This window comes from Streptomyces scabichelini, assembly GCF_011045015.1.
GTDB classification, from domain to species: Bacteria; Actinomycetota; Actinomycetes; order Streptomycetales; family Streptomycetaceae; genus Streptomyces; species Streptomyces scabichelini.
Genome location: NZ_JAAKZY010000021.1, coordinates 39,597 through 65,327, shown reverse-complemented (window position 1 = coordinate 65,327; position 25,731 = coordinate 39,597). Strand labels below are relative to the sequence as shown.

The window sequence follows — 25,731 nt, the reverse complement described above, 5'->3', positions numbered from 1 at the left end:
CAGGAGGGCCCGGAGTGCCCGGGCTGGAAGGACCTGCGGGAGCTGCTCCGCCCCCGGTTGTGTGCAGGATTCGCCATAGACGGCAGGTACACCGGCCGGTACCAGCACGGCTCCGACGGCTAGGTCGGGCAGCGGTTGGTGCGCGAGCGACATCGCCAGGGTCGCCCGCGCACTGCGCGCTCAGTCCTTTTCCTGGAACAGCTCCTTGGCTCGGGCCGTGACCAGCGGTCCGGCCTTCTCCACGCTGCCCGCGTCGAAGGGCGGCTGCGGGTCGTACTCCACCATCAGTTGCATAGCCTGCGCTGTCACCTGGTCGGTGAGCAGCTCTGCCAAGCGCAGAGCCATGTCAATCCCGGAGGAGACTCCAGCGGCAATGAGGGTCCGCTGCTCCAGGTGCTCGACCACTCGGGTGGAGGCCGGAACAGCACCGAGCTCGGTCAGCTTGTCCATGAAGGCCCAGTGCGTGGTCGCTTCGAGACCGGGCAGCAGTCCTGCGGCCGCCAGGAGCAGAGATCCGGTGCAGACCGAGGTGGTGAAGCGACTGGTGGCGTGGACCGACCGCAGCCAGTCGAGCAGGACCTTGTCCTCCAGTAAGTCGAGAACGCCGATCCCACCGGGCACGATGACCACATCCGGCGCGACGACCTCGTCGAAGGCCTTGTCGACGGTCAGGCCGAGGTATCCGTTTTCGGTCCGGACCTCTCCGCGCTGATGGCCCACGAAGGTCACCGTGGCGTCAGGCAGTCGCTGCAACGTTTCGTAGGGCCCGACTGCGTCCAGGGCGGTGAGGCGAGGGAACAAAACGACGGCGATGTGCATTTTGAGGATTCTTTCGTGTTCGGCCGGATCGATGTCGGCAGCTGTCAGGCGAAGTACTCGAAGTCCCGGAACTGGCGCGGGACAACGCTTGTCCCGCGGTCGCAGGAGCTGCGAGCGCCCGAGAGGACAAAGTTGTACGACGAGCTTCGTAGTACGAGGAGGACCGTACCACCAATAGGCTAGGTAGAGTTGAACTCATGCGAACGCTGCCCCATCCCGAGACGGAGACGGTCCGGCTTGACTCGGTCCTTGCCGCGCTCACCGACCCCTTGCGCCGACGCATCGTGCGTCAGCTTTCCGAAGGGGACGAGGCGCAAGCTTGTGGTGCGTTCGACCTGCCGGTCACCAAATCGACGTCGACCCATCACTTCCGGGTGCTCCGCGAGGCGGGCGTCATCATGCAGCACTACCGCGGCAACAAGATCCTCAGCCAGCTGCGTGCAGATGACTTGGAAACCCGCTTCCCGGGCCTGTTGCAAGCGATCCTGGCCGCAGAGCAGGTGACCGTAGTCCCCATTCACCGGGACTGAATCCGGCAAGGCGTTCATAGTCGCGGACATTCCTGCGCGCTCTCGTGATCCAACTGATGGCACGCTCTACGATCCGGCGTTTCGGCAGCACCGTGCCCCCCTCTGTCCCTTCGCACGTCTGACGGTCTGCAAGGTCAGGTCCAGGAAGGTGTGGGACCAGTTGATGAGGTCGCCCTCGGCGTAGGTGGAGTCGGCCCAGGCGAGGGTGACTTCGGGGTGCGTGACAGGTCGCCCTGCGTATCCATGACGGCGCGTTCTCCGCGATGGACCTCACCGCCCGCCACCCCCGCACCGGAGAGCTGCTGTCCACCGTGAAGTTCATGGTGCAGCCCCTCGGCGCCGCCGGTGAGCTCCAGCGCGAGCTGATCTACGACGGACTGCGGGCCGCCGAAGCCAAGGGCAACAAGGGCGGGCGCCGCCCGGCCGTCACGGCCGCCGCCGCCGTGCGCGCCGGGTACCTGGGCGGCCAGTCCATCGCTGGTCTGGCCCGCGACCACCACGTCAGCCCGGCGCCATCCGTACAGCCGTCGCCGACCTTGTGCCCGAGCACACCCGTGATCACCAGGACATCCCAGCACCGGAGATCGCGGTCATCCTCGACATGCCGGGCAAGGTCGCCGACTTCCTCCGCGCGACTGAACTGGACGACGTTGGGCGCGCCGCGCTCGATGACGGCGTGACCGTACGACGCGGCCGGGGCTACACACCTTGCGCATCACCACCGTGCCCGCGGTCCACCGCCAACTCCTCGACCGCTGCCGGCCCCTCAACGGCACCGCGGCGGCCCCGGCCCAGCGCAAGGCTCGCCGCGAGTACGAGAACCGCGTCAGCACCCTCACCCCGACCGGGCCATGATCCGGGTCAGCGGCTACCGCTGATTTCCGTTCGGATACCCCCCGAGGGCCCGCCCCGACTCATCGCCCGCCGTACCCGCGGCCCGCTGTTTCTCACCGACCGCAAGGCCCCGGCGGGAACACCGATGCTCGACGTGTGCCCGGAGACCGGCCGGGCCCGGCTCTCCTACCGCCGCGCTGAGGAGATCTTCGAGGAGAACACCCGGTTGCCGGCCAACCCCCTCGCCTCACCTGACGACATCGAGGACCTGGACGGCTGGACGCTTCACCGGCTGCGTCACAGTGCCCTGACGCACGACGCGGAGGACGGCACCTCTACCCCGTTGCCGGCCCGCTCCCGCCACGCCTCCGTCCGCTCCCTGGAGCGATACGCACGGCCCGGCGTCGACTCGGTCGCCCGGCACGTCGCCGAACGCGACCCCGCTGCACGTCGCCGCACGTAAATCTCAGCGGATCAGGGCTTCAAGACCATCCCGTTGCCCCTTTGGCGCGTATCTCGGTCACACCCCTTGATGGGCCGTTGCATCAGCGCGGCCGCGGCCTGGTTGAGGGTGACCTTCTCGTGCAGCAGGGCGGAGATCACTTCTGTGATCGGCATATCGACGTCACGGACGTGGGCCAGGGCGAGGATCGCTTCGGCGGACTTGACGCCCTCGGTGATCTGCCGGGGGGCGGCCGTTGCCTCCTCGACGCTCAGCCCCCGGCCGAGATGGGTTGCTGCGGCCTCCGATAGAAAACACCGGGCGGCACCCGGTGTCCTTCTCCCCACCTCAGGGAAGCAGCGTGAAAGCGGGAACATGATCGGGCATGAGCGCCCGGAAATGCCGGTGGTCGAGCGTCGGGCATCCGTCAGCTCCAGCCACTCCGTCACAGCGACCACCGAAGCGTCGGCGACACCCAGCGGAAGGCCCCGATAACGACGCATCAGCTCAACGATCCGTGCCAAAAGCTGTTGAGTTCTAGTGGTCGTCGCGACACCCCAGTTGGGAGTGCGATGGACTTCGAGATCCGGGACCGTGCGGTCAACCGGGGACGCCGTGCGCTGACCGAGGAGCGGCGTGTCCATCTTCAGCTCATGCAACAGGGTGTGAGCCATCGGGAGGCGTGCCGGATCGTCGGCATCAACTACCGGACGGGGAAGCGGTGGCGTAGCGGCCGCGCCCCGGAGTCGATGAGCAGCAGCGCGGCGTGCCTGACGGTGCCCGCGCTGTTCACCCCGGACGGCTACCCGGTCCACGGGGTCAGCTGCGTGGATCAAGACCGGGAAGTCTCAACCGGACAGTTCGGACGGGCCCGCCGGGCCGCCTTCACCATCCAGGCGTGCCACCCGCCGGGCGCCCGCGACCTGGCGGTAGGACGCGTCGAGGAGTTCGGCCACCTCCTGCCAGTCCACGTCCTCGGAGGCCGTGGTGCCGCCGGCGGCGAGGTCGATGCCGATCCAGCCGGACGGGGCGAGGTAGGCGGGTGCGAAGAAGCGCTTGTCCTCAGCGAGGCCCGCACGGTCGGCGTCGTCCGGCAGGACGATCAGAGCCCGGTCGTACTGGATGCGGGTATCAGCGGAGCCCTTGGTCGAACCGCCGTACCAGGCAAAGTACTTACCAGCCCGGAAGCCCGGCCGACCATGAGCGATCTGTTCCTCCGCGTCCGGAAACGCCAGTGCCACCTGGCGCAGTCGCACCAAGTACGGGTCGTCGTCCTCGAACATCACGGGATGTGGCATGGCACCAGAAGCCGATCTTGACGCTTTCACGACATTCTCCACTGTAGATCACAGCACCGCTCATGAGTCATGAGTGCCGCATCGGAAAGAGCTTCAGTTGTGCCTCCGCCGACTCCCGCTCCTGCCAGCCCCGTAGTACACCGGCCGCTTGAATCCGGCCGCGCCCCAGTGCGGGACAGGCGGTCGGGCCGGCTCCGACCGTGCCGGGCACGACGTCGCCGTCGGTGAGTTCGCCGCTCCAGCGGACGGTGCCTGGGAGGGACGTGGCGGGCTGGTGAGCACCCCGACCGGTCAGCGGAGCACGGAGTTCCTCGATGCCGTCGATCACCGATCGCCGCGGTCCGCACCAGGTGCATGCGGCAGGGGCGGCAGACCGCGGAGCCCGGCCGTCGGTGCCAGGCCCTCAGCATGAGCGGATCGCAACTCTGCCCGGGCCCGCCCCGCCGCTGTCACGGCCGGGCAGACCTGGCGGCCTGGCTCCAGTGCGGAACTTCAGCGCGCGGGCTTGATGTTGACGTTCCGGTGGAAGAAGTTGTCCGGGTCGTAGACCGCCTTGAGCCGCGCCAGGCGGTCGAAGTTCTTCCCGTACGCTTCGCCGACCCGCTCCTCGGCATCGGTGCCGAGGTGGTTGGCGTAGACACCGTCGATCGTGTAGGGCAGCAGCTCGGAGTACACCTCCTCCGTCCAGGCCACGGTCTCCTCGTCCAGCTCCGGGTCCGTCCACGAGGGCAGGATGCTCGTCAGGTATCCGTCGCGGTGCGGGAACGGCGTCTCCTCCGGGCCGACGTCCAGCATCTTGCCGCCCATCTGGGCGCCGCCGACCAGGCTGCGCTGCGAGGGGGTGTTCACGAAACCGTCGGCGAGGATCCGCATGGCCTCCGGGTGCAGTTCCGGCAGGAGGAAGGAGCGCGGGTAGTAGCGGTGCCCGGCGACGGTGTTCTCGTCGAGCAGTTGCTGGACGGCCACGTACGGCATGACGCCCGCCTGGTCGACCAGCAGGTTCGAGCCCAGGCCGCGCATCTGGTCGACCAGGCCCTCCGTCTTCTCGTCGGGCGCCGCGTGCATGAAGCCGATGCCGACGGCCGGCTCGCCGTTGGGAGCGACGAGGAAGGCGAACGACGTGGTCAGCGCGTTGGGGGCGGTCTTGTTGAACTCGTCGATGCGGCGGGTCACATCGGCCGTCTGAGCGATCGGGTAGGCCAGGATCCCGGCCGCGCAGTCACCCTGGGGGTAGAGCTTGAACTCGAACCGGGTGACGATGCCGTAGTTGCCGCCGCCGCCGCGGATCGCCCAGAACAGTTCGGCGTCGTCCTCCGCGCTGGCCCGTACGAGCTCGCCGTTGGCGAGGACCACGTCGGCCGAGATCAGGTTGTCGACCAGCAGCCCCCGGTAGCGGGCCAGCCAGCCCAGGCCGCCGCCGAGCGCCACGCCGCCGAGGCCGATGTACGACTCCTGCGAGCCGGTCACGGCGAGCCCGAAGCTTGTCGTCTCAGCGTCGACGTCGCCCTGGAGCAGACCGGGCTGGACCACCATGCGCCGGCGCTGTGGATCGACGTGGATGCCGCGCAGATTGGAGGTGTCCAGCAGCAGGCCGCCCTCGGTCGTACCGGAGCCTGCGAAGCAGTGACCGCCGCCCTTGATGGCCAGCTCGATTTCGTTCTCGCGGGCGAAATTCACAACCTTGACGACGTCCGAAGCGCCGTCCACCCGCACGATGGCACCCGGATTCTTTTGGAAGTATCCGTTCCAGATCAGCTTGCGCTCGTCATAGTTGGCATCAGCCGGAGTGATCATGTCGCCGCGGATCGATCCGCTCAGTTGTTCCAGCGCGGTGTCGGGGACGGCGGTTCCGGCTGAGTCGATGAGTGCCACGTGAATTCTCCTCCGTCTGTTTTCCGGTGAAAGTAGCCCTGGTTGATCGGGCGTCGTGCGCTGATGAAAGAGTGCCGAAAGGCCGGGTGCGCGCAGCTCACGCCGATGGCTTGGCGGTCAGCCCGGCCAGCCAGTCGACGACGGCGCTCCGGCTGCCGTTGCAGAGATAGAAATGGCCGCCGCGAAAGCGTTCCACCGCGAACGGGCCCGTGGTGACCGGGCGCCACGCCTCCATGTCCTCCCGGTCGACCTCGGGGTCGCCGTCGCTGAAGCACGCCGTGACCGGGACGTCCAGGTCGGTGCCGAGCCAGGGCCGGTAGGTCTCGATCAGCCGGTAGTCGGCGCGGATCGCCGGCAGGGCCATGGCCCGGATTTCGGGCAGGGCCAGCAGGCGGGAGTCGGTGCCGCCCAGTCCGCGGACATCGGACCACAACCGGTCGTCGTCCAGGTGCTTGTCGCCGGGGCGCTGGCGCGCCGGGCCCGGACGGCCCGAGACGATCACATGCTGGGCCCGCGGCCCGCCTTGAGCGGCGAGGCGGCGGGCCACCTCGTGGGCCACCGAGGCACCCATGCTGTGCCCGAAGAGCCAGACCGGCTTGCCGGCGAGGGGGGCCAGCGCCTCGGCGAGCGCGTCCGCGAGCTCGTCCATGTGCCCGCACGGTGGTTCCTGAACCCGGTCCGCCCGCCCCGGATACTGCACGATGACGGGCTCCACGTACTCCGGCAGGTCCTGGGCGAGCGGCCGGTAGAAGCCGGCCGAGCCGCCGGCGTGGGGAAAGAACACCATGCTCAGCGCGGCGTCCGGACGCGGCCAGAACGTCCGCAGCCAGGTGTTGAGGACCACCGTCATGCCGGCCTCCCCGTGAAGTCGTCGGCGCTGATCAGCTCCGGCGGCTCGGGATGGTGCAGGTACACCGGACCACAGGCCTCGGACACCTCCATGGCCATCCGGGTGAGGGCGATGTGGCGCTGCACGTGCGAATCGCATGCGGCTCCGGCCACGGCCTGCTGCCAGAGCGCGGCCATCGCGCGGGCGGTGGCCTGCGGCCACAGTGTCTGAAGGACCTCGCGGTACGACGCGCCGTCCGCGCGGCCGATCGTCTGCACGCTCGGCACCCGCAGATGCGGCGCGGTGGAGTCGGAGAACCGCACCAGGTCCTTCATGTCGTCGGGCATGTGCGGGCGCATGCTCCACTGCACCGGGCCGTGCGTGCCGGCCAGTGTCAGATGGCCGCCGTCGTATCCGATCGTGATGCGGTGCAGCAGGTGACCGTGGTTGTCCGGGGCCGAGGGCACCAGTTCGTTCTGCAGCCGGAAGGTCAGCGGCACACCGGCGAAGCAGCCGCTCACGCTGCGGTACGGCGGCGGAGGGCCGCCGGCGGCCGGTTCCTCGATGACGCCGTGGACCCCGAGGGGCCTGATCGAGCCGAGCGCCTCGCCGAGGATGTCGAAGACGGTGTACAGGACCTGGAAGGCGCAGGTGACGTCGATGTAGAGCGGCCGCTGCCGGGCGCCGATCTCGCGGGCACAGGCGAGAAACTGCCGCACGGGCTCCACGTGGGGGTAGTGGGTGTTCATTCTGAACACCACCCCGTGTTCGCGTGCCGTCTTCAGGCACGCGACCAGCTCGTCGGGGTGCAGGGGGTGCTCCTGCAGGACGTGCAGGCCGCGGCGCATGAGCTCCTGTGTGAGCTCCGGCCCGCGGCCCCCGGTCATCTTGCCGCCCACGGCCACGCACGCCATGTCGACGCCGTCGGGCACCTCGTCGGGCCCCGAGTACAGGGGCACGCCGTAGTGCTCGGCGCAGGCCTTGCTGCGTGCGCTGCCGCGGGCCAGGATGCCCGCGAGCTCGAAGGGGAAGTCGGGCCGTTCAAATGCCGCCAGATAGGCGCGCCCGAAGCCTGTCCCGGCGACCACTATGCGCGGGGGGCGGGCAGTCACAGCTCTCCCTCCTCCAACCGGAGAGGGCCGAGGACCGGCTGCTGGAGCAGTTCGAGCGTGGTGACCGCCGGAAGGGCCCGGAGCGCCTCGAGCACGGAACCGGCCTCGAGCACGTCGGATGCGAAGTGGATTCCGGGCCCGATCTGTCCGTCCAGCACATCGAGTGCGGCCAGCGCGCTGATCAGCCCGGTGAGGGCGTAGGTGTCGTGGCCGCGCAGTGCCAGGCTCCGGGTCGCGGGCGCGCCGTGGTGGCTGCCGGTGACTTCGAACAGCATCAGCTGGAAGGGTTCCTTGCCGAAGAGGTCGAGGGCCGCGGCCCGGGTCAGCTCGTCGGCGGCCGCGGCCAGGTCGGACTCGCCGCGCATGGCGCCCTGGAGCCGGCTCAGGCAGGCCATCATGTGTGCCCCGCCCTCGAAGACGTTGAACCAGTCGACCTCCGCGAGGCCGAGGTTGTGCGCCAGCGCCTCGGCCTCGAAGCTCAGGTACGGGTAGGCGTCGAGTCGCCGCCCTGCGTACGGAAGCTCGATGTCGGAGCGCGGCTCCAGTTCGCGCTCCACCCGGATGCCATTGCGGATAGCGGCTTGGGCCTCGCCGTAGGAGCCGCCCAGGCTGAGCAGGTAGTCCGCCGCTCCGGCCGGGGTGAGCCGGTCCATCGTTCCTACGTACGCCGTCAGCGTGCGCGGTTCGGACATCGAACGGGCCAGGTGCCGGGGCAGCAGCCCGGTGAGGCCGGGCTGCATGCCTGCCGTGAGCACCGCGGTGCCGGCGAACGTCCCCGGCCGGTGCAGCGCGTCGAAGACCGGCTCGTCCCCGCCCGGGTCGACATAGGCGGCCCCGGCTGCCGTAGCGGCCCACGCCACCCGGTCAAGCACCTGGTACGACGGGCCGGCGCAGTTGAGGACCAGGCGGGCGCCGCGGCAGAACTCGGCGAGCGACCGGCCGTCGTCCAAGTCGGCCTGCCGGGCCTCGCCCTCGATGCCGAGCTTGTCGAGGAGCGCCTGCGCCTGTGCCTCGTTGCGCCCGCCGATCCTGACGGTCATGCCGGGGCGGCGCTCGGCGACGGACTGCAGGGCGGCGGCCCCGACCGCGCCGTAGCCGCCGAGCACCGCGATGTCGACCTCTGTCACGACGCCTCCTCTGGCAGGTCGATCAGGTCGCGGGTGAGGGTGTCGGTGCAGGTGAAGTGGGAGCCAGGGATCTCCTCGACCTCGAGGCCGCCGACGCAGACGTCCTTCCAGTAGGCGCGGCTGTCGCTCGCCATCGTCGGCCAGATGGGCGACTCCTCGCTGTGCACAAGGAGCCGGACCTCGCCGGTGTAGATGTCCGGCTTGTGCGTGGCGTTCGCGTTGAACAGCGCGCAGGTGCCCCGCAGCAGATCGGAGATGGCGTCCGCCGGGTAGTCGAACTTCTCCGCCATAGCCGCCACGCGGACCTCGCGAGGGCGCGCGGCGAGCTCGGCGAAGACCGACGCCACTGCCCGCAGCTCCGGCTCCGTACGGTCGGCGAGCCCGGCCAGCGCGTCGGTGGTGATCTCGCCGGACGGCACGAGCTCCTGAAGGGCCCGGCCGAGTGCGGCCGCATCGGGGTATCCCAGCTCCGAGGGGTCGGTGCCGGACCCCATCAGGAACATCGCCTCGTAGAAGGCCTCGTCGTGGATGGCGGCCTGCAGCGGGTAGCTGCTCACCAGGGTGAGTCCGCAGACCGGGACCCCGAGCTCGGTGAGCTGCTGGGCCGTCGTCAGCGCCAGCAGCCCGCCGCCTCGGGCGCCGACGAGGTGGAAGGGCCCGGGGCTGAGCTTGCGGAGTTCCTGGACGACCCCGTGGGCGAGGTCGTCGATCCGCAGCGTGTCCCCGACCGCGAGCATGGGGACCTGGATGACGGGGTCGCGTTCGCCCAGCTCGGCGCCGAGCTGGGCGGCGCCCTCGCCGAAGCCGTCGTTGAACAGGACGTGGACGGGGTTGCCGATCTGCTCGGTGGCCCCGCTCACCACGTACTCGGCCTGGTCCATCGTCTCCTCCTTGGCGGTCGGGGGGCTGTCGTCGAGGTATGTCGCGAGCTCCCGGACGGACGCCCCGTTGAGCAGCTCTCGGAGCAGCTCGTCGAAGAGGGCGGTCGCGGCCTCGGGGACGCTCTCGCGCAGCTGGGTGACCACCTGCGCGGCCAGCAGCGAGTCGCCGCCGAGCGAGTAGAAGTTCGTGTCCGGGTTGACGTCGGGCTTGCGCAGCACCTCGGCGTAGACCGCGGCGATGGTCCGCTGCAGCTCGGAGGTCTCGAGCTGCTCCCCACCGCTCGCCCGCTCGGATGCGGGGTCGCGCTGCTCGGCCCAGGTGGCGAGCGAGGCGCGGTCGACCTTGTCGTTACCGGTCAGTGGCAGCGCGTCCAGCACGTGGAAGTCCGATGGGATCATCTCGGCCGGGAGCCGCGCGGCGAGCCGGCGGGCGAGGTCGTCGGTGTCGATCGCCACGCGGTCCTGCTTGAGCCGGGCGGCGAATACGTGCATGCCGATGTCGGCCAGCTCGTCCGCAGCGTCGGGCAGGCAGTACACCACCTCCGCGCCGGCCTCGGTGAGGAGGTCCTGCCACTGTTGCCGGGCGATGAAGGTCTGGTCCTTGCCGTGCCGTACGTCCTGGAAGTCGCCGGCGGTGGCGTCGAACAGGAACTCCATCGAGGTGAGGATCTGGTAGTTGTCCCGCGTGGTCTCGATGAAGACCAGCCAGCCGCCGGGCACCAGTGCCTCGCGCATCCGGCGCAGCACCTCGCGGGCGTCCTTGGCGTAGTGCATGACGTTGCCGCACAGGATCACGTCGACCGAGTTGGGCCGTACGCCCTGCTCGCGGAACGGCTCGTTGAAGTCGAACATCGCGTAGTCGACCCAGGGGTACGCGCTGTAGGCGTCGGCGGCCTTGTTGAGGAAGAACTGCGAGACGTCGGTGAAGGAGTAGCGCACGTTCTCGCCGTCGAGCGCCGGGATGGTGTCGGCGCTGGTGCCGCCGACGCCGGCGCCGACTTCCAGGACCCGCAGCGGAGCGCTGCCGCGGTGCCGGCGGGCGACGCCGAGCACCGTGCTGGTCGCCAGCCGGTTGAGGTAGCGCGAGAGGAAGCCTTCCATGTAGGCGGCCTCCTGGATGCTCAGGTCACCCTCCGGGAAGAGCAGCTGCACGGGGTCCTGCTCGTCGCGCAGGAGCTGCGGCAGGTGGGCGGCGGCGGTCCTGAAGTACTCCACCAGCTCCGGGCGGTCGTGGGCTTCGGGCATCAGCCGCTCCACCTCGGCCCAGGCCTGTGCCACGTCGGCGGGCGCGATCAGCCGCGGGCACGTGTAGCCGCCGCCGTCCTCGCGGAGGTAGCCGTGCTCGGTGCAGGCGGCCAGCCACCGGCGTACCAGGCGCTCGTGCTTCGGGGCGACGCGGGCGATCCGCATGATGTCCGCGGTGGTGTGCCTCGCCTCGCTCGTGGGCCACAGGCCCGACTGGCGCAGCACGTCGATCATGCCGCGGAGCGCTGCGTCGTCGAGCACCTCGGCGAACTCGACCACCTTGGTGACTTCGACTCCCTTGCGGACCTCGTCGCCCGCCGCGACGACGTCGCCGACGAGGTCGGCATCGTCCGACGCAGGGGCGGGGGCGGCCTCGCTGCCGGCGGTCTCGACGAAGGCGACGAGCCTGCGCTCGTTGCGCTGGCCCCGGGTCGTCACGGCGACCGCGTTGACGTCCGGCTCGGCGGCCAGCGCGGACTCGACCTCGGCGAGTTCGACGCGGTGGCCACGGATCTTGACCTGGCGGTCGTCACGGCCGATGAATTCGATCGTCCCGTCGGGCAGATAGCGGCCCAGGTCTCCGGTGCGGTAGACCCGCTCCCCGGACGGCAGCTCGACGAAGGAGCGCGCGGTCTTCTCCGGATCGCCCAGGTACCCCTTGGCGAGGCCGGCGCCGGCGATGTACAGGTCGCCGACAACAAGGTCGGGTCGCGCCCGCATCGTGCTGTCGAGCACATGGAAGCGCTGGTTCTCCAGCGGCGTCCCGTAAGGGATGCTCGGCCAGGTGGCGTCGACTCGGCCGATCGGGTAGGCGATCGACCAGATCGCGGCCTCCGTTGCGCCGCCCAGGCTCGCGAGCTCGATCGACGGGATGCGGGAGCGGATCGCGTCGGGCAGGGACACCGGTATCCAGTCGCCCGACATCATGGCGAGCCGCACGCCGGCGCAGTCGACGGCCGCGCCGCGCAGGTACTCCTCCAGCAGCATCATCTGCGCCGGCACGGTGTTGAGCACGGTCACCCGGTGGTCTGCGACGAGCGCGGCCCAGTGGGACGGGTCGGTGCGCCGCCGGGCGTCGGGCAGGACCAGGGTCCCGCCGCGGCCGAGCACGCCGAAGATGTCGAAGACGGACAGGTCGAAGGCGAGGCTGGAGAGCCCGAGTACGGCGTCGTCCGCGGTGACGGAGAAGCGCCGGCACACGTCGTCCAGCGTGTTGACGGCCGCCTCGTGGCTGATCTCCACGCCCTTGGGCTCGCCGGTGGAGCCGGAGGTGAAGATGACGTAGGCGGAGTCCTGTGGCGTTCCCTGCGGACGGTGCGGGGTGCCCTCGGCATCGGCGAGGGTGTCGACATCGATACGGGCGCACTCCTGCGGCACGGTCGCCTCGTCCCCCGAGCGGGTGAGCACGATGCGCACGCCCGCGACGTCCAGAATCCGCCGGCTGCGGGCCTCCGGCTGGCTGGTTTCGACCGGCACGTACGCCCCGTCGGCCAGCAGGATGCCGACCGCGGCCGCCACCTGATGCCAGCTCTTGTCCATGACGACGCCGACGCGGTCGCCGCGACCGTGGCCGGCCGCGCGCAGCGCGGCCGCCACCGCGCCGGCCCGCGCCAGCAGCTCCCGGTAGGTGACCGCGGCCCCGCCGCCGTCCACGACGGCCACGGCGTCGGGACGGGCCAGCGCCTGCTCGACGAGAGCATCGGGGAGCAGGGCCGTGCTCAACGGCCGGGCCGTGTCGTTGACTTCGGCACGCCGGGCGAGCTGGGCCGCGGGCAGCGCCACCGGGGCGTCGCCGTACCAGGCGGCGTCGTCGTCGGCCAAGCCGTGCAGAAGCGTCTCGAAGGCCGCGAACATGTCGTCCAGCACGGCCGGGGGGATCACGTCGTCGCGCGAGTCCCAGTTGATCAGGAGGCCCTTGCCGTCCTCCATGGCCTGGCAGTCGAGCCAGGCCTGCGGGGTCTGGCTGATGCCGTTCTCGATCCGGGTGCGCATGGGACCCGAGGGCGCCGATACGCCCGACAGCCCGATCGCGCTGGTGAACACCACCGGCATCAGTGCGCCCTGCTGCCCGCGGCGGCGGCTCAGCTCGCGGATTACCTCCACCCCGGAGAAGAGGCGATGGTCCAAGTCCTCGAAGAGCTGCTCACTGAGCGCCTTGGCGCGGCCGAGGAAGTCGGCGGCGGCCGTCGTGTCGACAGCCAGCAGCTCCACAGAGGTGAAGTCGCCCACGATCGCGGTGACGTCCTGGTGCAGCGGCAGCCGGCTGAGGACCGTGAGGTCGAGCGTGAACCGGGGACGGCGACTCCACAGTGCGAGCACCTCGGCGTACGCGGCCATGACCACGTTCGACGCGGACAGGTGGTGGGTGCCGGCACGCTGCTTCAGAGCGGCCCAGGCGTCGGCGTCCAGGTACATCTCCCGCCGGGTGAACCGGGCAGCCCCGTACCGGCTCGGCTCGGCAACCACCGGCAGCTCCGGCGCGGCCGGCAGCTGGTCCAGGCGCTCCAGCCAGTACGCCCGGTCACGTTCGTAGGCCGGCCCCTGTCGCATGGTGCGCTCGGCTCGCAGATAGTCGCGGAAGCTGATCGCCGGCGCCGGCAGTTCCGTGCCGGGGTTCTCGTAGAACGCGCCGAACTCGTCCAGCAGCCGGTAGATGCTCACGTAGTCCGCGATCAGGAAGTCGATGGAGAAGTGCAGTACGGCACGGTCGGCGAGCTCAGTGACCGCGATGCTGTACAGCGGGCACTCGGTGACCTCCTTCGACTCGTGAGAGAGCCGCTCCCGGGTCTTCGCCAGCCGGTCTTCTGCGGCAGCCGGGGGCAGGTCACGCGCGTCGGTCCAGTCGATCACCGGGGCCGGCGGGTTCTCCAGGACGCGCTGGAAGCCGTCGTAGTCGATGACAATGCGCAGCATGTCGTGCCGGTCGACCACCGTCGACCAGGCCTGCTGGAGGCGGTCGCGATCGAGGGAGTCAAAGAACAGCTCGCCGTAGGCGTGGCACGGCACCGAGCCGTACTCGAACGCGTCCCGTCGGCCGAGGAGGTAGGCGGACTGCACATCGGTCAGCGGGAAGGGCTCGAAGCGCGCCTCGGGCTCGGAGTGCACTGCCTGACTGTCCTGCTCGCGCAGCACACGGAGCACTTCGTCGCGGCGGCCGGCGATCAGGGCACGACGCTCCGGCGTCATCGCCCCCTCGGGGCCGCGGAAGCGAAGCTTTCCGTCGTCTTCCCACAGTTGGATGCCGGCCAGTCCAAGCTCGGCGATGACGTCGCTGGCAGTCACAAGACACCTTCTTCCAGTCGGACGGGCGCGTCGAGGTCGTCGGTCACCCGGGTCAGTTCGTCGATGAGGGCTGCCACCTGGGTGAGTGTGGGGTGGTCGAACAGTTGCCGCAGAGTGAGTTCGACGGCGAAGCGCCGGGCGAGGCGCTGGGCCACGTGCATCGCGGTCAGGCTGTCTCCGCCGAGTTCGAAGAAGCCGGCGTCGCGGGAGATCTCGGTGACCTCCAGCACGTCCTGCCAGATCTCGGCGACGGCGCATTCCGTCGTGCCCTGCGGAGCGTGACGGATCCGGGCTGGTTCGACGGCCGCCGTCGAGGCGCGGGCCAGGGCCGCTCGGTCGATTTTGCCGTTGGGGGTCAGGGGCATCGCGTCCAGGAGCTGGATGTGCTCGGGGACCATGTAGCCGGGGACAGCGGCCGCGAGCTGCGCCCGTACACCGTCCGCCTCCAGGCCCGTACCGGCGACGGCGGCCACCAGACGCTTCCCGGTACCGGCGGCATCCACCCAGGCCACCGCATGGGAGACGCCGGGCAGCTCCCGCATCCGGGTCTCGATCTCGCCGAGCTCGATGCGGTGGCCGCGGACCTTGACCTGATGGTCGGTGCGACCGAGGAACTCCAGGCTCCCGTCGGGGTGATAGCGGCCCTGATCGCCGGTGCGGTACCAGCGCCGGCCGTCGTCGGTGGTGGGGAACGAGGCCGCGGTGCGCTGCGGATCGCCGCGGTAGCCGCGGGCCACACCCGCGCCGCCGATCCACAACTCGCCCGGAACCCAGTCCGGACGATCCCGGCCGTACGGATCCACCACCCGGTAGCGCTGGTTGGGCAGCGGATGCCCGTACGGGATCGACACCCAGGCCGGATCGATACGGTCGACGTCGAAGACATTCGACCAGATCGCCGCCTCGGTGGCACCACCCATGGCGACCAGGCGGGCGTGCGGCGCGATCGCATTCAGCCGGTCCATGAGATCGAGGCCGACCCAGTCGCCGGAGACCATCGCCACCTTCAGACTCGGCAGCCGGTGCCGGCCCTCCGCAGCGATCAGCAGCATGTCCAGCAGCGTGGGAACCGTGTTCCACACCGTGATGTCATGCTGCCGCACCAAACGGGCCCAGGCCGCCGCCTCACGACGGATGTCCTCAGTGATGGTGACCACCTGCCCGCCGACCGCCAGCAGACCGAAGATGTCGTAGACCGACAGGTCGAAGTCCAAAGCGGAGACCGCCAGCACCCGGTCCTTCGCCCCGATCACGTAGCGGTCGTTGAGCGCGTCGATCGTGTTCGCCGCCGCCGCGTGGGTGATCTCGACACCCTTGGGCTCCCCGGTCGAGCCGGAGGTGAAGATGACATACGCCAGCTCGTCCGGGGACGGCTGGGCCGGCACCTTCAACGGCGGATGGGCAGCCGCATCGAGCAGGTCGATGAGCTCGACCTCCGCCGGCCATTGCCCAGGATCATGGTCCCCGGTAACCAGCACGTGCCCGGCCCCGGCGGTGGCCAGAATCCGGTTGCGCCGTGCGGCCGGCTGATCCACGCCGATGGGTACGTAGCAGCCACCAGCGGCCAAGACCCCTAGGACAGCGGTGATCTGATCAGGACCCTTGGGCACCGACACCGCCACCGGATCACCCTCACGCACCCCCCGGGCACGCAGACAACCCGCGATCGCCAGCGCCTGACCGGCCAGCTCACCATAGGTGAGGACCCGGCCGGTGCCGCCCGCCCGGACCGCGACACGATCCGGAACCCGCACCGCATGCGCAAACACCGGCTGATGCAGCAACCGCGGCTCAATCGGCACGTCAGTCGCATTCACCCGCTCCCGCACCGCTGCCTGATCGACCGGCACCAAAACCGGCAACGGTGCTTCGTTCCAGTCGTGGTCGGCCAGTGACTCCAGGAGAGAGCGCATCGCATCGGAGGCGGCTTCGATGACGCCGGGCGAGAACAGGCCCTCGACGTAGTCCCAGTTGACGTTGAGTCCGCCGCCCTGCTCGATCACCTGGCAGTCCAGGGTGACCTGCGGGGTCTGCGACAGGCCTCGGGTCTGGGTTCCGAAGGAGAGCTCCAGGTCGGGGAATGCCCCGGCAACTCCCAGGGTCGAGGTGAAGACGACGGGCATGAGCATCTGCGCCGCGCCCTGGCGCTGTGCGAGCTGCTGCAGCACCCAGGTCGCGGAGACGCCGTTGTGCTCCATGCCTTCCCAGACCTGCCCCTGCACCCTGCGTACGGTCTGTGCCCACGGCTCGTCGGGTGTGCTCGTGTGACCCAGCAGCATCAGGGAGGTGAAGTCGCCGACCACCTCGTTGACCTCGGGATGGAGGTTCTGGCGGTCGAAGACGGTCAGGGTGAGGGTCAGTGCGGGGTCAGCGCTCCACGCGGCCAGCACTTCGGCGAACGCCGTGGCCACGACCGTCGAGATGGTCAGTCCGTGCTCGGCGGTCCGCCGCCGCAGTTGCTGCCACTGGTCCGGCTCGATCCGGAACTCGCGCCGGGCGAACCGGGGCTTTCCCACCTGCTCGGGCTCGACCTGCAGCGGCAGCACCGGCGGCGGTGGCAGCTCATCGATCGTCCGGAGCCAGTAGTCCTCGTCGCGCCGGCGGACGGCGTCGTCGACCTTGGTGGCCCGCAGGTAGTCCCGGAATGACAGCTCCAGCTCCGGCAGCTCCGTGCCAGGGTCGGTGTACCGGGCCGAGACCTCGCTGAGGACCGTGACGATGCTGAGCGCGTCGAGGACGATGTAGTCGAACCCGACGCCGATCACCGTACGCCCGTCGTCGCACTGGACCGCGCGCACATCGAACAGCGGCCAGCTCGTCACGTCCAGGATCTGGCTGTCCATGCGGCGCAGTTCGGCCACGGCTTCGTCGTGGTCTGCCCTGGTCGTGGTACGTACCGCGAGCCGGAAGCGCGGCACGGTCGGCAAGATGCGCTGGCTGCCGTTGTCGTCGAGGACAGCGCGCATCATCTCGTGCCGCTCGATGACCCGGTTCCAGGCGTCCTCGAGGCGCATGAGGTCCACCGAGTCGGCTTCGAACTCCCAGTACCAGTAGGAGCCGACCCCGCCCAGGGCGAAGTCGGGGTGGCGGCCCAGCCAGTAGGCGCGCTGCACGTCCGTCAGCGCGAACGGGTCGTGCCTGCGCTCCAGGTCGACCTCGATGACGCCGGTTTCGTCGCCGGAGCCGTCCAGCGGGGCGAGTCGGCCGGCGAAGCCCGCGACGGTCGGGGAGCTGAACAGGTCGCCCAGGCTGCCGGAGAGGCCTTTGCGGCGCAGGTCCGCCAGCATCCGGGTGGCCAGCAGGCTGTCGCCGCCGAGGTGGAAGAAGTTCGACTCGCTCGTGAGCGATGGCGAGCCGAACAACTCGGCCCACACGGCGGCGAGGGTGGCCTCCACTCCGGTGAGCTCAGTGGCCGCAGTTGCGCCGGCTTCGGTGTGCGCAGCGAGCTGCTCTGCGAGGTCCGTCTGCACCTTCGCTCGGTCGATTTTGCCGTTGGGGGTCAGGGGCATCGCGTCCAGGAGCTGGATGTGCTCGGGGACCATGTAGCCGGGGACAGCGGCCGCGAGCTGCGCCCGTACACCGTCCGCCTCCAGGCCCGTACCGGCGACGGCGGCCACCAGACGCTTCCCGGTACCGGCGGCATCCACCCAGGCCACCGCATGGGAGACGCCGGGCAGCTCCCGCATCCGGGTCTCGATCTCGCCGAGCTCGATGCGGTGGCCGCGGACCTTGACCTGATGGTCGGTGCGACCGAGGAACTCCAGGCTCCCGTCGGGGTGATAGCGGCCCTGATCGCCGGTGCGGTACCAGCGCCGGCCGTCGTCGGTGGTGGGGAACGAGGCCGCGGTGCGCTGCGGATCGCCGCGGTAGCCGCGGGCCACACCTGTACCGCCGATCCACAACTCGCCCGGAACCCAGTCCGGACGATCCCGGCCGTACGGATCCACCACCCGGTAGCGCTGGTTGGGCAGCGGATGCCCGTACGGGATCGACACCCAGGCCGGATCGATACGGTCGACGTCGAAGACATTCGACCAGATGGCGGCTTCGGTGGCGCCGCCCATCGCGACCAGCCGGGCAGTCGGCGCGACCGCCCGCAGCCGGTCCATGAGATCGAGGCCGACCCAGTCGCCGGAGACCATCGCCACCTTCAGACTCGGCAGCCGGTGCCGGTCCTCCGCAGCGATGAGGAGCATCTCCAGCAACGTCGGGACCGTGTTCCACACCGTGATGTCGTGCTGCCGGACGAGCCGGGCCCAGGCAGCGGCCTCACGGCGGATGTCCTCGGTGATGCTGACGACCTGCCCACCGGCGGCCAGCAGGCCGAAGATGTCGTAGACGGACAAGTCGAAGTCCAAAGCGGAGACAGCCAGCACACGATCTTCCGACCCGATGCCATATCGGTCGTTGAGGGCATCGATCGTGTTGGCCGCCGCGGCATGGGTGATCTCCACACCCTTGGGCTCACCGGTCGAACCGGAGGTGAAGATGACATACGCCAGCTCGTCCGGGGACGGCTCGGCCGGCACCTTCAACGGCGGATGCGCGGCAGCATTGAACAGGTCGATGACCTGCACCTCCGCCGGCCACTCCCCAGCCTCGTAATCTCCGGTGACCAGAGCATGACCGGCCCCGGCGGTGGCCAGAATCCGGTTACGCCGGGCAGGCGGCTGATCAACACCGATCGGCACGTAACAGCCACCAGCGGCCAGCACGCCCAACACAGCGGTGATCTGATCCGGCCCCTTGGGAACCGAGACGGCGACCGGGTCACCCTCACGCATCCCCCGGACACGCAGACACCCCGCGATCGCCATGGCCTCACCGGCCAGCTCACCGTAGGTAAGAACCCGGCCAGTGTCGCCGACCCGGACCGCGACACGATCCGGAACCCTCGCCGCATGCGCAAACACCGGCTGATGCAGCAACCGCGGCTCAATCGGCGCCTCAGTCGCATTCACCCGCTCCCGCACCACCGCCTGACCCACCGGCAACGACACCGGCAACGGCTGGGACCAGGCGCCGGCAACCGTGGCGAGCTGCCGCACCCGGTCCACGAACGCCTCGAGCATGGCGGCCGGCACACCCGGGCTGAACAGGTTCTCGGCGGCCTCCCAGTTGATCAGCAGGCCCCCGTCCCGCTCGACGAGCTGCAGGTCGAGCCAGACGCCCGGGGTCTGCGAGCTCATCCAGACCGGCTGGCCGAGCAGTTCCCGTGCGGGCGCGTCGAACAGCTCGCCCAGGCTCATCGCACTGGTGAACACCACCCCGGAGCGGTGGCCGAGCCCGGCCGCGGTGCGTGCCAGGTCGCGCAGGACGGAGGTGCCACCGTAAGTGGAGTGGGCGGCATCGCGCCGGTACTGCTCCTGGACGGCCCGGACCCGGTCGATGAACGGCCTGGTCGGGTCGGGGCGGACCTCCAGCAGCAGCAGATCCGTGAAGTCGCCGACCAACTCGTTGACCTCCGGGTGGACCGGGAGCCGGTTCAGCACGGGGAGGTTGAGGAGGAAGTTGGGACTGTCGCTCCACGCCGCGAGCACATCGGCGTACACCGTGGCGAGGGTCATGGAGGTCGTCACCCGGTGTTCCCGGGCCAGTTCGGCCAACCGGGCGTAGGCCTCGGGCGGGAGCCACGCGTGCCGCCGCACCGTCACGACCTCGTCGAGCTGTTCGGGAGCGGTGGACAGCGGAAGCGCGGGTGCGGTGGGCAGGGACTCGGCCCGGTCGCGCCAGTACGCGACGTCCCGGTCACGGATACGGTCCGACTGCTCGACCAGCCGCAGGTAGTCGGGGTACCGCAGGGCCGGCGGCCGCTCGTCGATGCCGTCCGCGGCGTAGAGCCGCGCGAGGTCACCGACCACGATGCCGAAGCTCCCGGCGTCGCAGACGATCATGTCGATGTCGAGGAACAGCCGGCACGACTCCTCGTCGACGAGGGCCAGCCGGGCGTCCACGCCCTGGCCGTCCTCGATACGCAGCGTCTGGTGGGACATCTGCGCCCGGATCTTCTCCAGCCGCGTGGCCCGCGCGTCGGCGTCGAGCCCGCGGAGGTCCACCACCTCGTCCAGCCCCCAGAGGTCGGGCCGGACCCGCTGGCTGCCTTCTTCGCTGACACAGGTCCGCAGCATCGGGTGCCGCGCGCGGAGCGCGCTGACCGCCCGGTCGAGCCGGCCGACGTCGAGCGGGCCGGTGTCGAATTCGAAGTAGAAGTGCGAGCCGGTGCGCATCGGCATGCCAGGCCGCCGACTGGACCAGTAGGCGTGTTGCATCGGCGCCAAGGCGAACGTCCCGTCCTGCACCGGCTCCTCCGGCGCCTGCCGGGTGGCACCACCCCGGCCCAGGAGTCGCTCCCAGGCCGTGAGCGTGGGCTCCTCGATCAGGTCGCCGAAGGTGATGTCCACGCCGGCCGCCTGCCAGGCCGTTGCGAGGACCATGACTCCGAGGGAGTCGAGGCCGAGGCCCACGAGATCGTCGTCTGCCCCGATCTCGGTGGCCGGGATCCCGAGCTTCGCCGCGACCTCCGCACGGATGGTGTCCGCCTGCGGCGGCAGGGAACGTTCCGTTTGGCCGATTTCTTGCTCGATCATGCGGACCCTTCCTACTCAGGCCATGGCTCAGCCGGCCGAGGCCGTGCAGATCTCGACGTACGCGGCGAGCAGCTCGCGGACGAACTCCGGGGAGAACCGGTCGGGGTTGTAGAACAGGAGGATGCGGACCGTGTCGCCGGCCGGCACGGCCACCAGCTCCAGCTCGAAGCGCGTCGCGACGTCGTCCGGTACGAGGACTTCGATGTCCAGACCGCCGGCCCGCGTGTTGTAGACGGGGTCAGGCATCATCTGGAAGACCACGTCGTCCAGCCGTCGGCTCGCATCCTTCAAGGTGAGCGGCAGCATCTGGAGAGGCAGTGCCTGATTGACGAACGCGTCCATGACGGTGGTGTGCGTGGCGCGCAGGTCGGCGGCGAAGTCCGCGCCGTGCTGCAGCCGCGTGCGCAGGAGCACCATGTTCGCCAGGAACCCGACGGTGTCGCGGTAGTCCGGCGCACGGTTGGCGAACAGCGTGGCCACCGCCAGGTCGTTGCTGCCGCTGACCTGCTGCAGGGCCCGGTAGTAGGCAGTGAGCAGGCCGACGAACAACGTGCTGCGCTCGCTGCGCGCGACGGCGTCCAGCGCAGCCACGGTCCCGGCGTCGAGCGTGTGCTGCACGAGGTCGGTATCGCGTTCCGCTCTTGGCGTGGCGGGGGACATAGGCAGCGGCGGGAGCGTGAGGTCGCGCAGTTGCCTGGACCAGAACGCGGTGAGCCGTTTGCCCGCATCCGAGGCCAGGGCCTGCCGCTGGTCCGCCGCGAAGGCCGAGTAGGGCCTGGCCGCCGCGGGGGCCGGCTCGTCCTCGGGCCGGTCCAGCGCCGCGCACAGGTCCTGGAGGATCACGCGGCACGACCATGCGTCGGTGATCATGTGGTGCATGTTGAAGCAGAGCACGTGCTCGTCCGCGGCGAGCCGCCACAGGGTGAGCCGTACCCCGTTCTGCGTCGGGTCGATGCGGGTGCCGAGCTCGGCCGTGACGGCCTCGCGGACGGCCGCCTGCGGGTCCGGCGCGCCGGACAGGTCGACCTCGTGTACCAGGGGTGACACGTCCTCGGCGACCAGCGCCCTGAGCCGGCGCCCGCCACCCGCGAACGTCGTACGCAGCGCTTCGTGCCGCGTCATGACGTCGGCGACGGCGCGGTAGAGCCGCGCCGTGTCGAGCGGCCCGCGGATTCGGCACAGGGTCGGGCAGTTGAGGGCTCCTTCCTCGCCGCGGTAGCGGTCGAGGAACCAGAGCAGGGACTGGCCGACGGAAGGCTGGATTTGGACTGCCACGCCGGAAACGTAGCCACACCGGTGTCCCGCCCAGGGAACCGGTGAAAGAAAGGTGCGAGGACTTGCCGGCCGCGGCCGCCGTGCCCCCTTCATGAACCTTTCGCAGGCCAGGGCGCCGACACGGCCGACGCGCCATCGTGGGCCCGAGGTGCGTCCAGGTGCGGCACGGAACCGGGCTGCGGCACCGCGAGATCTCGGAGGTCAGCGATGAGCCGGAACCTGTTCGAACGAGACGGGCAGAACTATGTAGTACTGCAGAACCACCGCGGTCAGCTGTCACTGTGGCCCGAGTCGCATCAGGTGCCCGAGGGCTGGTCCGTCGAATACGGGCCGGCCGGTCGCCACGAGGCGGACGCCTTCGTCGCGCGCGCGTGGCCCGACGTCCGTTCCGTACGCGGCCCGGCCCCCGATCTGCCGACGCTGCCGGAGTACTTCGCCCGGGTCGCGGCCGACCACGCGCGGCAGCCCGCGGTCGAGACGGACGGGAAGGTGGTGACGTACGCCGCGCTGGCGACGCGGGTCAACCGGCTCGCCCGGGTGCTGATCGCCCGTGGGCTGGGCCCCGGGGACACCGTCGGGCTCTCGATCGCCCGGGGCGCGTGGCTGCCGGTCGCGGCTCTTGCGGTCAGCACCGCCGGAGCTGCTTACGTGCCGCTGGACCCGGCCTATCCGAGCGAACGCATCGAGCACGCGGTGGGGGACGCCGCACTGAGCTGTCTGCTGCACAGCGGCTCACATGGCGCCGTCACCGACACGGTTCCGGTCCTCGACCTTGACGGTCCGGAGACCGGGCGCCTGTTGTCCGCCGCTGAGCCGCACCCGGTCGTGCCGGCGGAGCGCATCCGGCCGCTGACGGCCGACGATCCGATGTACGTCATCTACACCTCCGGCTCGACGGGGGTGCCGAAGGGTGTGGTCGTGCCGCACGCGGGCGTCTCGGACCTGGTCGCGACGCAGCGTCAGTGGATCGGCACCGGGCCCGGGGACCGGGTGCTGCAATGGGCTTCGTTCAACTTCGATGCCGGATTCTGGGACATGACTTTGGCGCTGCTCTCCGGCGCCACCTTGGTGATCACCGATGAGCACGAGGTCCTGCCCGGCGACGACTTGCACCGCACCTTGCGGCAGCGGCGCATCAGCCACGCGGTGCTGCCCCCGGTCGCGCTCAGCCTCACCGACAGCACCGGCGTCCTCGACGGCGGTGTGCTGCTGTCCACGGGGGACGTCTGCACGCCGTCGCTGGTGCGCGAATGGGCCCCGAACCGGCGCATGTACAACGGCTACGGCCCTACGGAGATGACCGTCGGCGTCACGATGGCCGGCCCGGTCGCGCCCGGCGATCCGGTGAGCATCGGCCGCCCTTGGCCGGGCAACGAGGTGCGGGTGCTGGACGACGACCTGCGCCCCTGCGGGCCCGGCACGGAAGGAGAGCTCTACCTGGCCGGCTCCGGTGAAGCGCTGGGTTACCTGAACCGGCCGGAGCTGACCGCCGACCGGTTCGTCGCCGACCCTTTCGGCGAGCCCGGCGGACGGATGTACCGCTCCGGCGACCGCGGCCACCGTTCGGCGGACGGCGAGCTGTTCTTCGCCGGCCGGTCGGACCACCAGGTCAAGCTGAACGGCTACCGCATCGAGCTGGGCGAGGTCGAGGCGGCGCTGGACGCCTGCCCCGGTGTGACGCTCAGCGCGGTGGTGGTCAGCGGCGCGCTCGACACGGCGCAGATGACGGCGTACGTCGTGGCGCGCCCGGACGACGCCCCGACGCCGGAAGGCCTCCGTGGGCAGCTGGCGCAGAGGCTGCCCGCCCACATGCTGCCCGCCCACATCGTGCTGCTGGCTGCCCTGCCGACGACGAGCAACGGCAAGGTCGACCGGCGCGCCCTGGAAGGACTGCACACGCCGGCGTCCGGGCGGGCCGAGGGGATTCGGCCGGCCGGATCTCCCGGCGGGCGGCGCCTCGACGCGCTGTGCGACCTGGCGGCGCAGGTGCTGAGCACCGAGGAGATCAAGCCCGACGAGAACTTCTTCGACCGGGGTGGCCACTCCGTGCTTGCCGTCAAGCTGTCCCGCAGAGTGCGGGACGAATTGGGGCTGACCCTTCCCGTCCGCGCGGTCATCGAGAGCCCCACGATGGCTGACCTGTGCGAGAGTCTGCGGGACTGAGCCCGGCCGGACGCGGATCGCCGGCCGGGCCCGGATCGTCGGCCGGGCCCGGATCGTCGGCCGGGCCCGGTCCGGGCTCAGCGGAGGGCGAGCTGCAGGTCGGTGTACCCGAAGAGGAAGGTGCTGTAGACCCTGCTCGGTGCCGCCAGCACCTCGATGGTCCGCACCCGGCGCAGGATTGAGGACAGTACGGCGGTGAGCTCGAGCCGGCCCAGGAAGGCGCCCAGGCAGAAGTGCGGGCCGCGGCCGAGGGCCACGTGTGGATTGGGGTCGCGCCCGACGTCGAAGGACCGGGGACGGTCGAACACTTCGGGGTCGTTGTTGGCCGAGATGTTCCACAGACTCACGATGTCGCCGGCCCGGATCTGCTGTCCGCCGATGTGCAGATCGCGGGTTGCGGTCCGGGCGAAGTGCATCGCGGGCGTGACCCAGCGGAGCACCTCTTCGACGGCCGTCTCGACGGTGGCGGAGCGCGTCGTGAGACGCTGCCACTGGTCGTCGTAGCGGCCCAGGGCATCCAGCGCTCCGATGGTCGACATGCGGGTGGATTCGTCCCCGCCGATGATCAGGCTGTAGCAGTTCAGGGCGACATCGTCGTCGGACAGCGGCTCGCCCTCCACGGGCACGGTCGCGAGCATGCTGATCACGTCCTTGCCGGGCCGCCGCCGGCGCTCGCGTACCACCTCGGAGAAGTAGGCGAGGATCTCACTGCGGGCCTCCAGGGCGTCCACCGGGTCCGCCTGGTCGTCAAGGGATGACAGCGCGCGCTTGTTCCAGGCGAGGAGGACCGGCCGGTCGGCGGCGGGCAGCTCCAGGAGGTCGCAGATCGTGTTGATCGGCAGTACCTCGGCGACCTCGCCCGCGAAGTCGAAGGGCCCCGCCCCCACGACGCGGGCCACCAGCTCATCGGCGCGGGCCGTGATCTGCTCCTCGACGTACCGGATCAGCCGGGGCGAGAACGCCCGCAGCAGCACGCTGCGCAGGTCGCGGTGGCGGGGACGGTCCATGACGGCCAGCATCCGGCCGCCCGCGGAGTCGCCGCCCTGCAGGAGCACATCGAGCACGGTGCCGCGGGCAGAGCTGAGGTTCGCCACGTCCTTGTAGGCGGCGACGACGTCGGCGTGCCGGGCGAGCGACCAGAACCCGGTGCCGTGCGGCGACTCGTGCCAGGCCACCGGTGCCTCTTCGCGCATCCGCTCCCAGTAGGCGTAGGGATCGTTGTCGACAAGCGCGGCGGGATCGGTCAGATCCAGATGGGACACCGGTCCGGCAGACCTGGGCATGACTCGGTCCTCCTGTTGCTGGGGCGGCATGAGACGTTCCTGCTCGAGCTCGCCTGAGAGCGTGGCAAGAGCGGGCGGCCAGGAGTAAGCGGCTTGAATGAAACCGGAAGGATTCAGTTGGCAGTTGACGGACGTGTGCCAGTGTCGGATGC

17 protein-coding genes are annotated in these 25,731 nt (G+C 70.2%); 5 read left to right on the top strand and 12 right to left on the bottom strand.

All coding sequences use genetic code 11. The annotated features are described in order from the left end of the window. Positions 1-180: 180 nt before the first annotated feature. Entirely contained in the window at positions 181-819 is a 639-nt protein-coding gene (locus G5C60_RS09515; protein ID WP_165256742.1) for a DJ-1/PfpI family protein, read from the bottom strand. A 197-nt stretch (positions 820-1,016) separates the two neighbouring features. Between G5C60_RS09515 and G5C60_RS09510 the strand changes: the two genes are divergently transcribed. The 4 genes from G5C60_RS09510 (at position 1,017) to G5C60_RS51000 (ending at position 2,646) form a co-directional block, all read left to right on the top strand. After that, positions 1,017-1,349: an ArsR/SmtB family transcription factor gene (locus tag G5C60_RS09510; protein WP_165256740.1), complete on the top strand. Its 333-nt coding sequence runs from the start codon at positions 1,017-1,019 to the stop codon at positions 1,347-1,349. Between the two features lie 263 nt (positions 1,350-1,612). Beyond that, a complete protein-coding gene (locus tag G5C60_RS51730) occupies positions 1,613-2,029 on the top strand; it encodes a hypothetical protein (protein ID WP_241266629.1) in 417 nt (138 codons plus the stop codon). Positions 2,030-2,057: 28 nt separating this feature from the next. After that, positions 2,058-2,204 (top strand): hypothetical protein, encoded by a 147-nt coding sequence (locus tag G5C60_RS51725; RefSeq protein WP_241266628.1) that lies wholly within the window; start codon positions 2,058-2,060, stop codon positions 2,202-2,204. Positions 2,205-2,328: 124 nt separating this feature from the next. Further along, complete coding sequence (locus G5C60_RS51000) at positions 2,329-2,646, top strand: site-specific integrase (RefSeq protein WP_241266627.1); 318 nt, start codon at positions 2,329-2,331, stop codon at positions 2,644-2,646. 11 nt (positions 2,647-2,657) lie between these two features. Here the strand turns inward: G5C60_RS51000 and G5C60_RS51720 are convergent, their stop codons facing one another. From G5C60_RS51720 to G5C60_RS09450, 10 genes are all read right to left on the bottom strand, one after another. Next, complete coding sequence (locus G5C60_RS51720; RefSeq protein WP_241266626.1) at positions 2,658-3,269, bottom strand: hypothetical protein; 612 nt, start codon at positions 3,267-3,269, stop codon at positions 2,658-2,660. A 204-nt stretch (positions 3,270-3,473) separates the two neighbouring features. Beyond that, on the bottom strand, positions 3,474-3,923 hold the full coding sequence (locus G5C60_RS09490; protein WP_165256738.1) for an MmcQ/YjbR family DNA-binding protein: 450 nt from the start codon (positions 3,921-3,923) through the stop codon (positions 3,474-3,476). Between the two features lie 67 nt (positions 3,924-3,990). Then, a complete protein-coding gene (locus G5C60_RS09485) occupies positions 3,991-4,251 on the bottom strand; it encodes a hypothetical protein (protein WP_165256736.1) in 261 nt (86 codons plus the stop codon). A gap of 164 nt (positions 4,252-4,415) precedes the next feature. Next, on the bottom strand, positions 4,416-5,795 hold the full coding sequence (locus tag G5C60_RS09480; RefSeq protein ID WP_165256734.1) for an FAD-binding protein: 1,380 nt from the start codon (positions 5,793-5,795) through the stop codon (positions 4,416-4,418). A gap of 97 nt (positions 5,796-5,892) precedes the next feature. Next, positions 5,893-6,645: a thioesterase II family protein gene (locus G5C60_RS09475; RefSeq protein ID WP_165256732.1), complete on the bottom strand. Its 753-nt coding sequence runs from the start codon at positions 6,643-6,645 to the stop codon at positions 5,893-5,895. Next, positions 6,642-7,736, bottom strand: a complete 1,095-nt coding sequence (locus G5C60_RS09470; RefSeq protein WP_165256730.1) for a Gfo/Idh/MocA family oxidoreductase — start codon at positions 7,734-7,736, stop codon at positions 6,642-6,644. The genes G5C60_RS09475 and G5C60_RS09470 overlap by 4 nt, the downstream gene beginning before the upstream one ends. Further along, on the bottom strand, positions 7,733-8,863 hold the full coding sequence (locus G5C60_RS53600; protein ID WP_165256728.1) for a saccharopine dehydrogenase NADP-binding domain-containing protein: 1,131 nt from the start codon (positions 8,861-8,863) through the stop codon (positions 7,733-7,735). The genes G5C60_RS09470 and G5C60_RS53600 overlap by 4 nt, the downstream gene beginning before the upstream one ends. Next, on the bottom strand, positions 8,860-14,271 hold the full coding sequence (locus G5C60_RS09460; protein ID WP_165256726.1) for a non-ribosomal peptide synthetase: 5,412 nt from the start codon (positions 14,269-14,271) through the stop codon (positions 8,860-8,862). Before G5C60_RS09460 ends, G5C60_RS53600 begins: the two co-directional genes overlap by 4 nt. Continuing rightward, complete coding sequence (locus G5C60_RS09455; protein ID WP_165256724.1) at positions 14,268-20,858, bottom strand: non-ribosomal peptide synthetase; 6,591 nt, start codon at positions 20,856-20,858, stop codon at positions 14,268-14,270. The genes G5C60_RS09460 and G5C60_RS09455 overlap by 4 nt, the downstream gene beginning before the upstream one ends. A 27-nt stretch (positions 20,859-20,885) precedes the next feature. Next, complete coding sequence (locus tag G5C60_RS09450) at positions 20,886-22,133, bottom strand: condensation domain-containing protein (RefSeq protein WP_338145755.1); 1,248 nt, start codon at positions 22,131-22,133, stop codon at positions 20,886-20,888. A 207-nt stretch (positions 22,134-22,340) separates the two neighbouring features. On the opposite strand from G5C60_RS09450, the gene G5C60_RS09445 reads away from it, so the two are divergent. Continuing rightward, the gene (locus tag G5C60_RS09445; protein WP_165256720.1) at positions 22,341-24,296 is read left to right on the top strand and encodes an amino acid adenylation domain-containing protein; all 1,956 of its coding nucleotides are present in this window, start codon (positions 22,341-22,343) and stop codon (positions 24,294-24,296) included. Positions 24,297-24,373: 77 nt separating this feature from the next. Here the strand turns inward: G5C60_RS09445 and G5C60_RS09440 are convergent, their stop codons facing one another. Next, positions 24,374-25,579, bottom strand: a complete 1,206-nt coding sequence (locus G5C60_RS09440; protein ID WP_165256718.1) for a cytochrome P450 — start codon at positions 25,577-25,579, stop codon at positions 24,374-24,376. Positions 25,580-25,731: the final 152 nt, after the last annotated feature.

Excerpts from the sequence above, each read along its gene's own strand:
- G5C60_RS09475 (WP_165256732.1), bottom strand. The coding sequence starts at position 6,645 with ATGACGGTGGTCCTCAACACCTGGCTGCGGACGTTCTGGCCGCGTCCG.
- G5C60_RS51000 (WP_241266627.1), top strand. The coding sequence starts at position 2,329 with ATGCTCGACGTGTGCCCGGAGACCGGCCGGGCCCGGCTCTCCTACCGC.
- G5C60_RS09440 (WP_165256718.1), bottom strand. The coding sequence starts at position 25,579 with ATGCCCAGGTCTGCCGGACCGGTGTCCCATCTGGATCTGACCGATCCC.
- G5C60_RS09510 (WP_165256740.1), top strand. The coding sequence starts at position 1,017 with ATGCGAACGCTGCCCCATCCCGAGACGGAGACGGTCCGGCTTGACTCG.
- G5C60_RS09455 (WP_165256724.1), bottom strand. The coding sequence starts at position 20,858 with ATGATCGAGCAAGAAATCGGCCAAACGGAACGTTCCCTGCCGCCGCAG.
- G5C60_RS09445 (WP_165256720.1), top strand. The coding sequence starts at position 22,341 with ATGAGCCGGAACCTGTTCGAACGAGACGGGCAGAACTATGTAGTACTG.
- G5C60_RS09490 (WP_165256738.1), bottom strand. The coding sequence starts at position 3,923 with ATGCCACATCCCGTGATGTTCGAGGACGACGACCCGTACTTGGTGCGA.
- G5C60_RS51720 (WP_241266626.1), bottom strand. The coding sequence starts at position 3,269 with ATGGACACGCCGCTCCTCGGTCAGCGCACGGCGTCCCCGGTTGACCGC.
- G5C60_RS51730 (WP_241266629.1), top strand. The coding sequence starts at position 1,613 with ATGGACCTCACCGCCCGCCACCCCCGCACCGGAGAGCTGCTGTCCACC.
- G5C60_RS09515 (WP_165256742.1), bottom strand. The coding sequence starts at position 819 with ATGCACATCGCCGTCGTTTTGTTCCCTCGCCTCACCGCCCTGGACGCA.